The sequence below is a fragment of the Pseudoalteromonas sp. NZS11_1 genome (genome assembly GCF_015864275.1).
Taxonomy (GTDB): Bacteria; Pseudomonadota; Gammaproteobacteria; order Enterobacterales; family Alteromonadaceae; genus Pseudoalteromonas; species Pseudoalteromonas arctica.
In genome coordinates this window covers 466,406-482,992 of the sequence record NZ_JADYXK010000001.1, presented here as the reverse complement: position 1 = coordinate 482,992, position 16,587 = coordinate 466,406, and the positions used below count along the sequence as shown (strand labels likewise).

Here is a 16,587-nt window from a genome sequence, read left to right as displayed (position 1 = left end):
CAAAGCAGGCTTTCAGTTAACTGTAGTCAGTCGATTCTAGTTTTCGCGAGTGTGGTTAAATGTCACTTCTGGGTAACGCTCTACTGATAAATTAAGATTTACACGGCTCGGCGCAATGTAAGTTAAGTTATCGCCACCATCGAGTGCTAAATTACTTTCGCACTTGCGCTTAAAGTCTTCAAACTTTTTCACATCGTCGCTGCTTACCCAACGCGCTGTATTCACGTTTACACCTTCGTAAATAGCATCTACGTTATATTCGGCTTTTAAGCGCGCTACAACTACATCAAACTGAAGTACACCTACCGCGCCCACAATTAAATCGTTGTTTATAAGCGGTCTAAATACTTGCACAGCACCTTCTTCAGAAAGCTGTACTAAGCCTTTTAATAATTGCTTTTGCTTAAGCGGATCGCGTAGACGAATACGGCGGAATAATTCAGGCGCAAAGTTAGGGATACCGCTAAATTTAAGTTTTTCGCCTTGTGTGAACGTATCACCAATTTGAATGGTACCGTGGTTATGCAAACCAATAATATCGCCCGCGTAAGCGTCAGCTGCGCGCTCACGATCGCCCGCCATAAAGGTTACCGCATCAGAAATGCTCACTTGCTTGCCAATTCGCACGTGATTCATTTTCATGCCTTGGCTGTACTTACCCGATACAATACGCATAAATGCAATACGGTCACGGTGTTTAGGGTCCATGTTGGCCTGAATTTTAAATACAAAACCAGTAAAGTTTTCTTCAGTTGCAACAATAAGTCTGTCTTCGGTTTCACGAGGCAGTGGCGTTGGTGCCCATTTAGTTAAACCATCTAAAACGTGGTCAACACCAAAGTTACCAAGTGCGGTACCGTAATAAACTGGCGAAAGCTCACCTGCTAAAAACAGATCTAAATCAAATTCGTTTGATGCGCCAATAACAAGCTCAAGCTCATCGCGTAATTGCGCAGCTAAATCTTCACCAATGGCAATATCAAGTTCTGGGTTATCAAGACCTTTAATGGTACGAACTTCTTGAATTTTATGACCCTGACCTGTTTTGTATAAAACAGCTTCGTCATTATGAATGTGATAAACACCTTTGAACTCTTTACCACAGCCAATTGGCCAAGTAATGGGTGCACAGGCAATATTTAGCTCTGTTTCAACTTCGTCAAGCACTTCCATTGGGTCGCGAATTTCACGGTCACATTTATTCATAAACGTAACAATTGGCGTTGTACGCAGGCGTGTAACTTCCATTAGCTTACGGGTACGATCTTCTACACCCTTTGCCGCATCAATAACCATTAAACACGAATCTACCGCGGTTAATGTGCGGTAAGTATCTTCCGAGAAGTCTTCGTGTCCTGGCGTATCAAGTAAATTAACAAGCGCATTGTTATACGGAAACTGCATTACAGAGGTAGTAACAGATATACCACGCTCTTTTTCCATTTCCATCCAGTCAGATTTTGCATGCTGGTTAGAGCCACGACCTTTTACAGTACCAGCTCTTTGAATAGCTTGTCCGAATAACAATACTTTTTCGGTAATGGTTGTTTTACCAGCATCTGGGTGAGAGATGATAGCAAAGGTTCGTCGTTTATTAATTTCGCTAAGGAGATTTTGATCTGCCATTAAAAAAGTTCTTTTAGTTTGTATACGGATATTATCCACTTTAAGTATGCTGAGCTTTCAAGGCTTAAATAATACCAATTGCATTAAATTAGCGTTCTATTATAGCGATAATAAAATAGCGCAATAACAAGGCGAAATTATCACATAGACTTATTCTCTATGAATAATTTTTAACGTAGTTAGTGAGTTATTTAATACGCTAGAACGATCTTGTTTTAATAAAATTGGTATAGAGCAACCTCGAAAGCTCAACACACCATCAGAAAAGCCCTAAATTGGCCCTTCACATGCGATCCGTTATGTTAATCGTAATTGAAGACTATTTTCGCTGATCTTGGCCTTATAAACAATCAATGGTTGGTTATTAGCTGATCTTTTTTATTAATATGGATTTTGGGAAGCCTAACTGCAAATGAGGTACAAAAAAATCAGTAATAAGCCAAATAAATAGGATCAGCACACAATACACCAAGCCTCTGCACACCATTAGAATTTTTAAGCCTTGCTTGAGAATATAACCTAGTGGCCCGGCTAACAGCCCTGCGTTAACCCACTGGTATTTATAACTGAGAGTAAATTAGAAAATTCAATTTTAAGTGATAGCATTTATCTTTAAAAAAATGACTTTAAAAGATGTAAATTTATGTAAACTTTTTTGAACAATAAAATAACGGTTATAAGCATGTAACTTATTAAATTAAAATAACTTAATAAAATAAAAAAACACCAATACAGAGCTAAATACCATGCAACTACTGATTGTAATTTAACCACCAAGACCGCCACAAGCTTGTGTAATAAAGTCGTAACGCATATTATTGGCAGATTGCATGGAGGATAAGTCGTTTGGTCATGAAAACCAGTAAGTTAAGTATTAGATTATTATGGTATATAACACCCCTTGTTATTCTACCGCTGCTATTTTTAGGTGGCTTTACACTCACCAATGTAACTAATTCAACACAAAAACAAGCTGATTTAATAATGAGCCGTTTTGTTGAGCAACAACAGCAAAAAATATTTAACTATATCGACTCTTTTCACTCTACTGCAAAACTACTTTCAACCTCGCCAGTACTTAGTGATTTTTTAGCAAACGACATTCGTGCCAACGGTAATTACACCCGAAAACTTGGCGCGCTTATGGATGTATTTGCCAGTTACAGTGAGGCTTATCCCGATATAATTAGCATTAATTTAGTTTCAGCCAGTGGGAAAAGCGATGCCTACTACTCTAACAACCTAACAACAGCGCCTAAAAGCTACCCGTTTTTTAATCAAGTATTGCAAAGTAATTTAAGTAAACAGCAATTTATGATTCAAAAGGATGATGGCACCACTAGTTTGTATTTTATTCAACGAATTTATAGTGTTGATTACTATTTAAAACGACCACAGCAGCTTGGTTTTATTGTAATACATATAGAACCTTCAATACTAAACTCTAGTATTTTAGAAGCGCCATATAACAACACGCTTAATTTAATGTTGACTAAAGACGGGAAAATTTTATTTAGCTCCGATTACAATATGCGTGGCCAATACATAAGCGAGTACGAACTTAATCAAGTGCACGACCTCGCTGATATCGGCATGCTTTCAACTATTGAACTCTCAAGCATAGACAAAATAGAGCGAATGATTTTTGCAGTGCAAATGCCCGGCGGATATTATTACGTATCGACCATTCCCAAAGGGGTGCTTTATCAATCAGGCAAAGCCATAAGTTTAATAACAGGCTTAATTGTTATTATTTCGGTGATCACCCTGCCAATATTAATTTTTGTAGTGGTCCGCAATTTATTACTTAACCCAATTGAGTTACTCGGGGCTGCGAGTCATCGTGTTGGTGATGGCGATTTGTCGGTGCACTTACCAGCTCATACAAATGATGAAGTAGGTGTTTTATTTAACGACTTTAACCACATGGTTAATCAAATAAGGCACTACCAACAACAGCTTGAAGAATACAAACACCACCTTGAAGATAAAGTGGAAAGTCGTACCCAAGCACTTGAAACTATGAACAGCCAACTTGAGTTAGCTATTGGCCAAGCTGAGCAAGCTAATCAACTTAAGAGTCGTTTTTTAGCTAACATGAGTCACGAAATACGCACGCCGCTCACGGCCATTATGGGCTTTACAGAGCAGTTACTACACAACGATAAAGTAGCGAATGACAAACAACACCTAAGCACTATTTTACGTAATTCAAAACACTTACTAGAGTTAATAAATAACATACTCGATTTATCTAAAATTGAAGCTGAAAAGCTGGCTGTTGATTTGTCAGCGTTAAACGTAGTGCAGCTTGTGCACGACATTGAATCAATTATTCAACCACTGGCACAAGAAAAACAATTAACCCTTAATATCGACTATCAACTGCCGCTACCCCGCACCATTTATAGTGATGTGACCCGCTTAAAACAAATACTTATAAACATTGCTAATAACGCTGTTAAATTTACCGAAAATGGCAGCGTGTCTATTTGTGTGCATTATTTACAAGCAAGTCAAAAGCTAGAGTTTGTAATTAAAGATACTGGTATTGGTATGTCTGAGCATCAAATAGAACGTGTATTTAAGCCGTTTGAACAAGCCGATGCCACAACTACACGTCGTTTTGGTGGTACAGGTCTTGGGTTGTGTATTTCTAAAAACTTAGCACTGTTACTTGGTGGCGATGTAAACCTTGAAAGTGAAGTGGGTGTAGGTAGCCGAGTTACAATTAGGGTGGCATGTCAGCTATCTGATGATCAACCCATGCTTGAGTTTTTAACGCAAGACAGCCAGTTAATACCAGAGAAAGACCCTCTCTTATCGTTTGCAACCAATAGCTTCGACGCCAATATATTAGTGGCTGAGGATAACCCAGATAACCAACTATTAATTAAATTATTACTGCAAACCTGGGGCCTTGAACCCGATATTGCCAGTAATGGCGCACAAGCTGTAGAAATGGCGCTCGTAAACGACTACCAACTTATTATTATGGATATGCAAATGCCTGTAATGGGCGGATTAGAAGCGACTAAAATGCTTCGTCATGCAGCGTATAATGGCCCTATCATTGCCCTTACTGCCAATGTAATGAACCATGATATAGGCACTTATCTAGAAGCTGGTTGCGACAAAGCACTGGCTAAACCCATTGATAAAGATGCTCTGGAAAACGTACTCGTAAGCTACCTGCATCTTGAAAAAGATAATCAAAATAAATGGGATAGCCTATTAAAGAGCGAAAAGTTTCAGCAAATTGCCGATAATTACTTAGCTAACTTACCTACATATTTAGAAGAAGTTAAAGCTTTGCAGCATTGTGATGATTGGGAAGCATTAAGAGGTATAGCGCACAGTGTTAAAGGCAGTTCTGGATGCTTTAACTTTGATGAAATTTACCATAGCGCTGCGGCACTTGAAGAGAACTTAAAAAGTAACAATAAAGTACCAAGAGACGAGCTGGTAAATGATTTAATAGCAGCCATTGAGCAAGCAATTAGCGACAAAGTAACCTAAAAAGCAAAGTTACAAAACGGTACAAATGCAGTACTTTAGCGGCTCTATATTTTAAATGCTAATTACCGACTTTAATTATGAAAAGTTTAAACCTAGCGCCATACCCATTAAAATAGCGTCTTCAAAGCCATTTTTAGCAGGGTTATCACTTGGGTAGTAGTTTTTACGCACTGACATCTCAGCAAAGCCTGCGCGCTCGTACAGCGCAATAGCACGCGTATTTGATTCGCGTACTTCTAAAAAGAGGTTTTCAGCATTTTGCTGCTCACCATATTCAATAAACTGCGCTAACAACTGCCTTGCAATACCCTTCCCTTGGTGACTTGGTGTTACACAAATATCCATAAGCGTAAAATCAGGCCCTGCTTTTTCACCAATATAAAAACCAATCATGCTCGCCTCATCAAATGCGGCAACATTAAAATAGCGCCCACCTATACATGAACCCATTGTATTTAAAGTCCACGGATGGCTATGACACGCTGTTTCGATGGCCATTAATTGAGGTATTGCAGTTTCATCTACTGATTTAAAGTTTATCAAGGTGTTCACTCATTAAAGCCCATAAAGCACGCTTCTCAGAGCCGTTGAGCTGTGGGGTTGGCAATGTAAGCTTATTGTCGTTTAATTGCATCTCACTGCCCTGCACAACGCTATTTATAATAATAGGCTCTGCACTGAGTTTAATGTCTGCAAGTAGTTGCTCATTTAGCGTTAAAGAACTAGTTATCGTGCTTTGCGATAAAGTATTAGCTTGATCATTTGCTTGAGGACAATAATGTTGATTGAGTTCAAGATTTTCTATATCAAAAATAGCTGCGTAACGTGGATGCATAACAACTCAGTAGATTAGACATTTGAACAATATAAGAAGTAATAAAAACGATGTAAAGAAGAAATGGCAGGGGCGGAGAGATTCGAACTCCCAACCATCGGTTTTGGAGACCGCTGTTCTACCAATTGGAACTACGCCCCTGCAATGACGACGAATTATAGAGAAGTTTCGCCAAAGGTAAAGAGAAAAATCACTCTTTTAGTTTAACTGCTTTTTAAATAAACAAAACGGCGAATTAGCATGCTAATTCGCCGTTTTTTAATCACTTAAAATTAGTTAATTAAAACTAAAATTAATTATTCCCATTCGATAGTTGCAGGTGGTTTACCTGAAATATCGTAAACAACACGAGAAATACCATCTATTTCATTAATGATACGGTTTGATACCACACCTAAAAACTCATAAGGTAAATGTGACCAGCGCGCTGTCATAAAGTCGATTGTTTCCACACAACGAAGTGATACAACCCAATCGTACTTACGTGCATCGCCCATAACCCCTACCGATTTTACAGGTAAGAATACAGTAAACGCTTGGCTTACTTTATGGTAGAGCTCAGCTTTGTGAAGCTCTTCGATGAAAATCGCATCAGCGCGGCGTAATAAATCACAGAATTCTTTTTTGATTTCACCAAGTACACGCACACCTAAACCTGGTCCAGGGAAAGGATGACGGTAAAGCATGTCGTACGGTAAACCTAGTTCTAGGCCAATCTTACGTACTTCATCTTTGAATAATTCACGTAATGGCTCAACAAGGCCCATTTTCATGTCATCTGGTAATCCGCCCACATTGTGGTGAGATTTAATAACATGCGCTTTACCAGTTGCAGATGCCGCTGATTCAATTACATCAGGATAAATTGTACCTTGCGCTAACCATTTTGCATTTTTAAGCTTTTTGGCTTGCTCATCAAATACATTAATAAACGTATGACCAATGGCTTTACGTTTATCTTCTGGGTCTGACTTACCCGCTAGATCATTTAAAAACTGCTCTTCAGCTTCAACTTTAACAATATTTAAGCCAAATTTATTACCAAACATGTCCATTACTTGTTGGCCTTCGTTTAAACGAAGTAAACCATTATCAACAAATACACATGTTAGTCTTTCGCCAATTGCACGGTGAATAAGCATAGCCACAACCGATGAATCAACACCACCAGAGAGGCCTAAAATAACTTCGTCATCGCCAACTGTTTCTTTAATACGCTCGATAGCATCATCGATAATTTTTGCAGCAGTCCACAATTTTTCACAGCCACAAATATCAATAGCAAAACGCTCTAATAAGCGCTGACCTTGGTGCGTGTGTGTTACTTCTGGGTGAAACTGTACACCGTAAAAACGTTTTTCTTCGTTAGACATTGCAGCATGTGGACAAGTAGATGTTTTAGCTGTTGTTGCAAAACCAGCTGGAATATCCATTACTTTGTCGCCATGGCTCATCCATACGTCGAGTATGCCGTTGCCGCCATCGGTAATGCTGTCTTCAATTGCATCAAATAATGCACAGTTGCCTACTTTTTCTACTTGTGCGTAACCAAACTCTTTTTTATCAGAGCTGTGTACACTTCCGCCAAGTTGAGCTGCCATTGTTTGCATACCGTAGCAAATACCTAGCACAGGCACGCCTGCATTAAATACATACTCAGGAGCGCGCGGGCTGTTTTCAAGTGTTGTTGATTCTGGACCACCAGAAAGAATAATACCTTGTGGGTTGAACTCGCGGATTTGCTCTTCAGTCACATCCCATGCCCAAAGTTCACAGTAAACACCAATTTCACGCACACGACGGGCGATTAATTGAGTGTATTGTGAACCAAAGTCTAAAATGAGAATTCGTGAATCGTGAATATCTTTGCTCATGGAGTATCTCGTAAAGTCTGATGCTAAATGCCGTTTGTTAATGTAAACGACTAAAAAGAGGGCTTGCAAAGCAAGCCCAGTATATTAAATTAATTACGCTGCTTAACCTAAGCGGTAATTTGGTGCTTCTTTAGTGATTTGCACATCATGAACGTGCGACTCACCCATACCGGCTGAAGTAACACGTACAAATTGTGGTTTTGTATTTAGCTCTTCAATTGTTGCACAACCCGTTAAGCCCATAGCGCTTCGTAGGCCGCCCACTTGCTGATGAATAATCGTTGCAATAGGACCTTTGTAAGCTACGCGACCTTCAATACCTTCAGGTACTAACTTGTCTGCTTCGTTTGATTTTTGGAAGTAACGATCTGATGAACCTTCTTTTTGATCCATCGCACCTAATGAGCCCATACCGCGGTATGACTTGTAGTAACGACCTTGGTATAATTCAACTTCACCTGGCGCTTCTTCAGTACCAGCAAGAAGAGAACCCACCATTACACACGATGCACCAGCAACAAGTGCTTTTACAATATCGCCAGAAAAACGAATGCCACCATCAGCAATAACAGGAATGTCGCGACCCTTTAAGCCTTCAACAGCATCTGAAATAGCTGTAATTTGTGGAACGCCACAACCGGTAACAATACGTGTAGTACAAATAGAACCTGGGCCGATACCTACTTTAACTGCATCCGCTCCCGCATCAGCAAGTGCAATCGCACCTTCAGCTGTTGCGATGTTGCCTGCGATAATTTGTAGGTCTGGGTATTCTTTGCGAGTTTTAGTAACACGGTCAATAACACCTTGAGAGTGACCATGCGATGTATCGATAAGTAAAACATCAATACCCGCTTCTACTAATGCAGCAATGCGCTCATCAGTACCTGCGCCAACACTTACAGCAGCACCTACACGTAAACGACCTTGGTCGTCTTTACATGCGTCAGGTTTATCTTGGGCTTTTTGGTAATCTTTTACTGTGATCATGCCTTTAAGTTTAAATTCATCATCAACAACTAAGATTTTTTCAATGCGGTGTTCGTGCATTAAGCCTAAAATTTCTTCGCGTGCTGCGCCTTCTTTAACGGTAACAAGCTTTTCTTTTTTAGTCATAACGGTAGAAACAGGCTGTTCAAGCTTAGTTTCAAAACGCATATCACGACTAGTAACAATGCCTACAAGCACATTATTGCTATCGGTAACCGGAAAGCCTGAAAAACCTTTTTCGTGCGAAAGCTCAATTGCATCTGCAATTGTTAAATCGGCAGTAACCGTTACAGGGTATGAAACAATACCTGCTTCGTAGGTTTTAACTTTACGTACGTTTTTCGCTTGTTCTTCAATAGTCATGTTTTTATGAATAAAACCAAGACCACCTTCTTGCGCAAGGGCAATAGCTAAACGAGCTTCTGTAACAGTATCCATAGATGCTGAAATAAGCGGCAAGTTAAGTTTGATACCACGCGTTAAGCGAGTTGAAATATTTGCCGTGTGTGGCAAAACAGTAGAATGACCAGGTACTAAAAGTACGTCATCAAAGGTAAGAGCTTCTTTAGCGATTCTAAGCATTTTGGCAACTTCTCACATGTGGATCTAAGATAAGGAATTGCGGCCAAATTTTAACAGCGTTGTTGGCATGAGTAAATAATATTTCGCAAATATTTATGATAAAGTAGCCCTATAAATAGATTTAGGTTGTTTTTTATGTTTTCACCGTCCTCAAAAGCAGTTTACACCGTGTCACGCCTTAATAGAGAAATTCGCACGCTTCTTGAACAAGGGTTTGCATCGCTTATATTAACCGGCGAAATTTCGAACTTTATTACACCAGCATCTGGGCATTGGTATTTTTCGTTAAAAGACGATAAAGCACAAATTAAAGCCGCTATGTGGCGCGGCAACAATCGCAACCAAAGCTACCGTCCTGCCAATGGCGCACAAGTTACAGTAAAAGCGCGTGTATCGCTTTATGAACCTCGCGGTGATTACCAGCTTATTGTTGAGCATATGGAACCCGCAGGCGAAGGTCAGCTAAAGCAAGAATTTGATGCGCTTAAAATGCGCTTAGCCGCCGAGGGATTATTTAGCTCAGTTCACAAACAACCATTACCGCAAAATATTAATCGTATTGGTGTTATTACCTCAGCAACCGGCGCTGCTATAAAAGATATTTTAACGGTACTCAAACGCCGAGCGCCGCAGCTAGAGGTCATCATTTACCCTGCTATGGTACAAGGCAAAGAAGCGCACGTGCATTTAATTAACCAAATTGAATTAGCTAATGCTCGTGATGAAGTAGACGTACTTATTTTAGGGCGAGGCGGCGGATCACTTGAAGATTTATGGTGTTTTAATCACGAACAGCTCGCCCGCGCTATTTTCAAAAGTGAATTACCGATAGTAAGTGCGGTAGGCCACGAAATAGATACCACGATTAGCGATTACGTTGCTGATGTTCGTGCAGCGACTCCATCAGCCGCAGCTGAGCTTGTAAGCCCAAATACGCAAGAGTTACACAACAAAGTAACGCAATTAGTTAATCGTTTATCTAACGCGTTTAAGCACGGCATTGCCGACAAGCGCGCACAAGCAACGCAGTTACAACACCGCCTTAATTTATGTCATCCGCGTAATCAGCTTAATCAAAAATCACAACGTTTGGATGAGCTAAGCATTGCGCTGCAACAGGCGATGCGTAATCGTTTATACCAGCAAGAACGCACACTCAATAACTTAACGCCGCGTTTAATGCGCCAATCACCCGATAAAAAACTCGCTACAGCAAACCATCAACTCGCGCAAATACAAGCAAGGCTTAATCAGGCTATACAACATCAATTGCAACAAGCTAATAATAATTTGGCGTTACAAGCGAGTAGATTAGACTCAGTAAGCCCACTCAACGTATTAGCACGTGGTTACAGCATTACAAAAAATGAGAAAAACAAAGTGGTTAAATCGGTAGGAGATGTAAAAGCTGGCGACACGCTAATTACAGAATTTGTTGACGGCGTGGTGCACTCACAAGTACATAGCTAAGGCTGTTAAAAAACATTATAAAGTGCGTATACTTACTCTTTGATACTTACTACAAACTCTATTTTCTCGTCGTTAGAGCTTGATGTAGTTAGCTTAAATTGCTGCCACCAGGGCATTGCTGTTAGCTTATCGTTAAGCTCACGCCACTGCGCATGTCCTTGCTCATTACTTTGCTCAGCAACAATCACAAATTTACACAGTGTTTGCTTGCACTCCAAATCACTTAACTGTGCTGAGTTACTCAAGTTGCTGGTAATTAAAAAATCGGTAAGCGCCGTTTCTATTTCATAACTCCACTGAGTATTTTCACTTTCATTATCAAATTTTTCATCAAGTTGCTTAGAAAAATCAACATCATCTAATTGCGCTAACTGAGTTGACTTTAATTGTTGTTCGGCACGCTTTAGTTCCTTGGTTTTAACGGCAAGTTCGTCGGTAAGCGTACTTATTTGCTGAGTATACTCTTGTTCAACAAATTGCCGTGTAGCATTTTGGTTGGCCGTAATTAAAGCGCTATTTAGGTTTGAGTCATTGCTAACATCATGACTACTAAGTTTATTATTGCTACTGACTTTAATAGTAACATTCTGACGCGTATTTTCTGACTGAGGATATGCGTCATTAGATATTTTATTAAAAAACAAAAAGTAACTACTAGCCAACCCCACACCAGCAATAAAACTTAGCAACATTGAAAGTGAGTTACTTTTATTAGACATTATTTTTACCTAAGGCTACAGCATTGCGCTAGTATGCGATGCGTTTTCTGGCTCTTGTTGAGTCAAAAAGTTTTGGTTCATACTTTGCGCCGGACACTCACAATCCGGTCGACCAATAATTTTAGCGGGTACGCCAACAGCGGTTGTGTGTGGTGGAACATTGCTAAGTACAACTGAGCCCGCACCAATTCGTGCGCCCTCACCTACTTCAATATTACCAAGTACTTTAGCGCCGGCGCCAATTAACACGCCCGCTCTAATTTTAGGATGACGATCGCCCTGCTCATTGCCTGTACCGCCAAGCGTTACAGATTGAAGTATTGATACGTTATCTTCAATTACCGCTGTTTCACCAATAACAATACCGGTTGCGTGGTCAAACATAATGCCTTTACCCACTTTACATGCTGGGTGAATATCGACCCCAAACACTTCAGAGTTACGGCTTTGAATAAAGCGAGCTAGCTCTTTGCGATTTTGTTGCCACAAGCAATTAGCCAAACGGTGCGCCTGAATAGCATGAAAACCTTTTAGATTTAATATAACCGTAAGATAGGTTTCTGATGCCGGATCGCGGTCTTTTACCGCTTTAATATCCTCAGCAACAAAAGATAGCATACGGTCACATTTTACAAATGCTTGGTCGAACAACTCTCGGATAGTGAATGCAGATACCACCGCATCAGCCAACTTATTAGCAACAATAAAGCTCAATGCCGAACCTAAACAATCATGATTCAAAATGCATGAATAAACATGACTTGCTAATAATGGTTCACGTTTTACTACATCGTTAGCTTCGTCGCGAAGCTGTTGCCAAATTGCATGACGCATAATACTGCACTGCCTTAAGTTGATATAAAATAGCCTTTTCCCAAGTCTAACGGATTTAACCACTAAGGTGTTAATCCCTTAGTTATTTGTTCTGGTTATTAGATATAACTAGCACCCAGAAATGATATTTTAAATACTTACCTATTTTTTAGATTAAGTTATACGACAGTAGCTAAAATGACCAATACATACTTAAAATATAATAAATTAATAAAAATCAAAAGCTAACAACATATGACAGCTCACCTGTCATATGCCAAAATACATACTGGCGTACAGCTGACGGCGTAAATAACAAAAACAAACGCTAAATTAGCATCATCAACTCAACAAGGATAACGATGATGAAAAACGATATATTAAATACAAGAAAATTAGGTTACAAATTTTACTTTCAAGATGGCGACAATCAAATAGCCTGTTTTGGCAGCTACTTTACAGGCAAAGAAGAAATCTATGTAAACGACGATTTAGTTAGTAGTAAACGTAGTATTGGTAGAAAAAGCACGCATACATTTGAGTTTAAAAAACATAACTACCAAGTTAAGTATCACATGCAAAATATTATTACTGGCAAACTAGAATGTACTTTTTTTAAAAATAATGAGCAAATAAAACAACAAGAACAAACTGTACTTCCTTTTATTAAGGATACGAAAAGAGCCGTGCTCTTTTTTTCTGCCTGTGTACTAGCCGGATACTTGGGTGGGTATTCAACCTTTGCGTTAATTGACTTGGTGGTAGGTAAATAAACGCATGCAACTTAATCCTAAAACAATAAAAGAACTTAGGCAGCAATTTAATTGGACGCAACAGCAACTTGCCGATGCCTGCGATGTAAGCTTGCGTACCGTTCAGCGTGTAGAGAAAGAAGGTGCGGCATCAAAAGAAACCACAATGGCTTTATGCGCAGTATTTGAAGTGCGCCAAGGCGAGCTTATAAAACTAGACGACTTAGAAGTAGATGAAACGGTTAAAGTCCAATCAACGCAAAAGTTTATTGTAGCTATTGCTATAAGCTCTTTAATTAGCTTTACACTCGGTGTTGGCTGTATGCTATTAATAACAAGCTTATGATATTAGTAACGAGCTTATTTTATTAGTAACAAGTCTTTGCTTTGGCTTAAAGTATTAATATAAAAATGCCCCAGAGCTTTAAAGCACTGGGGCATTTTTTATACGTTTCAAGATAGTTTAAAAACCACTTAAATTATTGAAATACTTTATCGACTTTCATCACTTCAATATTTTTTGCAGGAATTGCCAGTTTATAATCAGCAATCACTTTATCTTCAGCAACCAACTCAGCAGGTTTATTAGTGTTGTAAATCATTGGCGATGTTTGCTGCGATGCTAAACGTTTTTGCATATCAGCGCCGTCACCAGTAATAAATACATAGTGAACGTTGTCTGTTTGTAAGTTTTCTTTAATAACGCGATTTACATCAGCAACGCTTAGCGTTTTAAGTTTGTTAGTTACGTAACTTACAAAGCTATCTGTGTTGTAAAATTCGCTATCAAGTGCGTAACCTAATTGGCGGTTTTGACTTGCAACCATTTGCGGCACAAAGTTAATTAAAAAGTTACGCGTAGCTTCAAAGTCATCTTCGCTCATACCATTTTTAATTAGCTTATCTAGCTCAAACAAAGCGGTACGTGTTGCAAAGTGCGCATCGTTATTAGAGCGAAGTGGGCGTAACCACACTTGAAATATTTGCTCAGAGCGCCCTAGGTTTGCATCAGGCTTGGTTTGAAACATACCACGTGGAAAGTATTCAATGTATGCGTAATCGCCATAGTTCATGCCGCGAGTTTCACGAATGCGCTCATATAAAAAGCTGTTAGAACTACGGTGCTCACCAAAGTACGAACGCACAAGCCAAAGGGCTGTCCAGTCTTCGCTACTTCTTATTGTATCAATAGGAAAACCAAACGATACCGCTGTCGATTGCGCCGATTTTTCTACAATAGTTGCATGATGACCTTTAAGCGCTGGTGCATCAGGAATACTTAAACGGCTTTGCTCACCTTTTGGTAGCGTTGCAAAATCGCTCATCATTTTAGCTTTAAGCTTTGCAGGCACAGCCCCAATTAAGCCAACCGTGAGTTTAGATTGCGTAAGCTCGCTGTTATAAAACGCTTTAACATCATCTAGCGTCAACGCTTCTAAATCCGAAATATCACCGTAGTTGTAACTTTCATAAGGGTGATTTTTGTAAAGCGCACTGTATAGCACTTCTTTGCCTAGCTCTTCATCGTTAGATGCTTTTAAGCCTGACTTAATGCCGTCGATCATTTCTTTTTTAAGGCGCTTAAAATCGTCATCTCTAAAACCTGGGTTTAGTAATTGATCGCTCACAAGTGTATACCACTGCGCCGCATTATCTTTGTGAATACGTCCTTGGAACGACAGCATTTCTTTATCTATTTGATAGCCAAAGCTACCCGCAAGCGGATAAAGTGCTTTTTGAATATCTTTATAGCTTGTCGCCTCTGAGCCACCTTGTGCAAGCATAGCCGCAGTTAACGCAGCAACACCTTTTTTACCTTGTGGGTCGGCAGCCGCACCGGTATTGAATAAAAAGTTAACATCAATTAATGGCGAGCGATTGGTTTTATCAAGCACTTTAAATACAGGTGCCGCAGGTGCTTGTTCAAGCTTTGCAGTAAGCGCATTTAAATCAACTTCTTGCTCGAAACCTGGGGCTTTATCAAGTGCCGACATTGTTAATGTGGTACGTGCGTTATCAGTAAAGTATTTATTAGCAACGGCTTTAATATCTGCGCTGGTGATGTTATCTGCCGATTTATACAGCTGGTTTATAACCTCAGGATCGCGCTCAAAATGCATGTAGCTGGCAAGGGTTGATGCAATCGCTTGCGATGAATCCAAGCCATTAATAAAGCTGTATTTAAGGTTCGATTTTAAATCACTGAGCTTTTGCTCATCAACAAGCTCAGTGCGTGCTTTTGCATAAGTTCGGTTAATTGCATCGCGTGCAGTGGCTAAATCATCTGCGTTTTCTACTTTAACAAATACGTGTAATAAACCCGGATCTTTGGTCTCTGGGTTATAGGTAAACATTTGGCTGGCAATTTGTTTGTCGACCACTAGCTCTTGATATAAATCTGAATTACTTGAAAAATAAAGCTGTGAGATTAAATCAAGCGCCGCTCTGTCTTTTTTAGCAGGCTCCCACGCAGCGCCTTTGTAGGATACAAGTAACCAATGTCCTGGTAGCGCTTCATCTTGCTGGTGCAAATATTTTGATGCTTGTTGAACAGGCTCTGCTTTAATGTCAGCAACATAGTTACCCTTTTTCCAGCTACCCCAATGCTTTTTAACCATTGCCATTGTTGCTTGTGGATCTACATCGCCCACAATAACAAGTGACACATACTCAGGTTTATAAAATTTAGCAAAAAACTCTTTTCCGTACGCCATTTGATCTGGCATCGCTTCTATGTCTTTAAAAAAGCCCATAGTGGTGTGTTTATACGTGTGCTTATCAAACGCTTCTTCGCGTACAGCGCTTAATAATTTACGAATTGGACTCGCGTTGTTTTTTAAGTACTCACCTTTTACCGTTTGTGCTTCTGTTCTAAATTGCTCTTCGGTGTAAGTTAAGTTTTGAAAAATATCAGCTTCAAGCTCAAGTACTTTATCAAGATGCTGCTTTGAAAAGTTTAAATGGTAGTTTGTAAAATCGTTTGTTGTATAAGCGCGGTTATCAACACCTGAATTTTTTAATATGTCTGAGTACACATCTTCAGGATATTTTTGTGAGCCTTTAAACATCATGTGTTCAAAAAAGTGAGCAAAGCCTGTTTTGCCCTCTTCAACTTCGTTACGCGACCCAACCGATACCGGAATTTGCAGCGACACCACATCAGGGTAATCGGTTTTAACAACCATGACACGCAAGCCGTTTTCTAGCTCTTCAATTAAATAATCTTGCGAAAAAACACGATCATCAGCTTTATTTACTTGTTCTTGTTGTGCTGTTGTTTGCGTGCTTCGGTTTTGTTGCATGGCGCAACCCGTTAACGCCAGCGATACCGCTAAGCTGGTTGCTAATAATTTAAATTTCATTATTGTCCCTTTTTAAATTGAGCAAATTTGTTGTCAGATTTAACT

At 39.6% G+C, this 16,587-nt stretch carries 12 protein-coding genes and 1 tRNA gene; 4 read left to right on the top strand and 9 right to left on the bottom strand.

Annotation, left to right across the window (positions count from 1 at the left end; genetic code table 11):
- Window positions 1–36 precede the first annotated feature (36 nt).
- Window positions 37–1,626 carry a peptide chain release factor 3 gene (gene prfC, locus I6F44_RS02150; protein ID WP_007581628.1) on the bottom strand — a complete coding sequence of 530 codons (1,590 nt, stop codon included), beginning with the start codon at window positions 1,624–1,626 and terminating at the stop codon, window positions 37–39.
- A gap of 852 nt (window positions 1,627–2,478) precedes the next feature.
- Here prfC and I6F44_RS02145 point away from each other — a divergent pair.
- Window positions 2,479–5,145: an ATP-binding protein gene (locus I6F44_RS02145; RefSeq protein ID WP_165734556.1), complete on the top strand. Its 2,667-nt coding sequence runs from the start codon at window positions 2,479–2,481 to the stop codon at window positions 5,143–5,145.
- A gap of 75 nt (window positions 5,146–5,220) precedes the next feature.
- Here I6F44_RS02145 and rimI read toward each other — a convergent pair whose 3' ends face one another.
- The 5 genes from rimI to guaB all read right to left on the bottom strand — a co-directional run bounded on the left by rimI (window position 5,221) and on the right by guaB (window position 9,426).
- Complete coding sequence (rimI, locus tag I6F44_RS02140) at window positions 5,221–5,688, bottom strand: ribosomal protein S18-alanine N-acetyltransferase (RefSeq protein ID WP_007581622.1); 468 nt, start codon at window positions 5,686–5,688, stop codon at window positions 5,221–5,223.
- On the bottom strand, window positions 5,675–5,980 hold the full coding sequence (locus I6F44_RS02135) for a hypothetical protein (RefSeq protein WP_197173217.1): 306 nt from the start codon (window positions 5,978–5,980) through the stop codon (window positions 5,675–5,677). The genes rimI and I6F44_RS02135 overlap by 14 nt, the downstream gene beginning before the upstream one ends.
- Window positions 5,981–6,044: 64 nt before the next feature.
- Window positions 6,045–6,121 (bottom strand) — tRNA-Trp (locus I6F44_RS02130).
- A 155-nt stretch (window positions 6,122–6,276) separates the two neighbouring features.
- The gene (gene guaA, locus I6F44_RS02125) at window positions 6,277–7,854 is read right to left on the bottom strand and encodes a glutamine-hydrolyzing GMP synthase (protein ID WP_197173216.1); all 1,578 of its coding nucleotides are present in this window, start codon (window positions 7,852–7,854) and stop codon (window positions 6,277–6,279) included.
- Window positions 7,855–7,956: 102 nt separating this feature from the next.
- A complete protein-coding gene (guaB, locus tag I6F44_RS02120) occupies window positions 7,957–9,426 on the bottom strand; it encodes an IMP dehydrogenase (RefSeq protein ID WP_002958783.1) in 1,470 nt (489 codons plus the stop codon).
- 135 nt (window positions 9,427–9,561) lie between these two features.
- On the opposite strand from guaB, the gene xseA reads away from it, so the two are divergent.
- The gene (gene xseA / locus I6F44_RS02115) at window positions 9,562–10,896 is read left to right on the top strand and encodes an exodeoxyribonuclease VII large subunit (RefSeq protein WP_197173215.1); all 1,335 of its coding nucleotides are present in this window, start codon (window positions 9,562–9,564) and stop codon (window positions 10,894–10,896) included.
- A 32-nt stretch (window positions 10,897–10,928) separates the two neighbouring features.
- On the opposite strand, the gene I6F44_RS02110 is transcribed toward xseA, so the two are convergent.
- On the bottom strand, window positions 10,929–11,615 hold the full coding sequence (locus I6F44_RS02110; RefSeq protein ID WP_121955564.1) for a hypothetical protein: 687 nt from the start codon (window positions 11,613–11,615) through the stop codon (window positions 10,929–10,931).
- A 15-nt stretch (window positions 11,616–11,630) separates the two neighbouring features.
- Entirely contained in the window at window positions 11,631–12,449 is an 819-nt protein-coding gene (gene cysE / locus I6F44_RS02105; protein ID WP_121955565.1) for a serine O-acetyltransferase, read from the bottom strand.
- 344 nt (window positions 12,450–12,793) lie between these two features.
- Here cysE and I6F44_RS02100 point away from each other — a divergent pair, with 344 nt between their 5' ends.
- Together I6F44_RS02100 and I6F44_RS02095 are read left to right on the top strand one after the other, a co-directional pair.
- Window positions 12,794–13,201 (top strand): hypothetical protein, encoded by a 408-nt coding sequence (locus I6F44_RS02100; protein WP_197173214.1) that lies wholly within the window; start codon window positions 12,794–12,796, stop codon window positions 13,199–13,201.
- A gap of 4 nt (window positions 13,202–13,205) precedes the next feature.
- Window positions 13,206–13,526, top strand: coding sequence for a helix-turn-helix transcriptional regulator (locus I6F44_RS02095; protein ID WP_121954705.1), 321 nt, complete (start codon window positions 13,206–13,208; stop codon window positions 13,524–13,526).
- 133 nt (window positions 13,527–13,659) lie between these two features.
- Here the strand turns inward: I6F44_RS02095 and I6F44_RS02090 are convergent, their stop codons facing one another.
- Window positions 13,660–16,542, bottom strand: a complete 2,883-nt coding sequence (locus tag I6F44_RS02090; RefSeq protein ID WP_197173213.1) for a M16 family metallopeptidase — start codon at window positions 16,540–16,542, stop codon at window positions 13,660–13,662.
- Window positions 16,543–16,587 lie beyond the last annotated feature (45 nt).

Bases quoted from the DNA above. Each gene is read 5' to 3' on its own strand.
- prfC (WP_007581628.1), bottom strand. From the start codon at position 1,626: ATGGCAGATCAAAATCTCCTTAGCGAAATTAATAAACGACGAACCTTT.
- I6F44_RS02145 (WP_165734556.1), top strand. From the start codon at position 2,479: ATGAAAACCAGTAAGTTAAGTATTAGATTATTATGGTATATAACACCC.
- I6F44_RS02135 (WP_197173217.1), bottom strand. From the start codon at position 5,980: ATGCATCCACGTTACGCAGCTATTTTTGATATAGAAAATCTTGAACTC.
- guaA (WP_197173216.1), bottom strand. From the start codon at position 7,854: ATGAGCAAAGATATTCACGATTCACGAATTCTCATTTTAGACTTTGGT.
- guaB (WP_002958783.1), bottom strand. From the start codon at position 9,426: ATGCTTAGAATCGCTAAAGAAGCTCTTACCTTTGATGACGTACTTTTA.
- xseA (WP_197173215.1), top strand. From the start codon at position 9,562: ATGTTTTCACCGTCCTCAAAAGCAGTTTACACCGTGTCACGCCTTAAT.
- I6F44_RS02110 (WP_121955564.1), bottom strand. From the start codon at position 11,615: ATGTCTAATAAAAGTAACTCACTTTCAATGTTGCTAAGTTTTATTGCT.
- cysE (WP_121955565.1), bottom strand. From the start codon at position 12,449: ATGCGTCATGCAATTTGGCAACAGCTTCGCGACGAAGCTAACGATGTA.
- I6F44_RS02100 (WP_197173214.1), top strand. From the start codon at position 12,794: ATGAAAAACGATATATTAAATACAAGAAAATTAGGTTACAAATTTTAC.
- I6F44_RS02095 (WP_121954705.1), top strand. From the start codon at position 13,206: ATGCAACTTAATCCTAAAACAATAAAAGAACTTAGGCAGCAATTTAAT.
- I6F44_RS02090 (WP_197173213.1), bottom strand. From the start codon at position 16,542: ATGAAATTTAAATTATTAGCAACCAGCTTAGCGGTATCGCTGGCGTTA.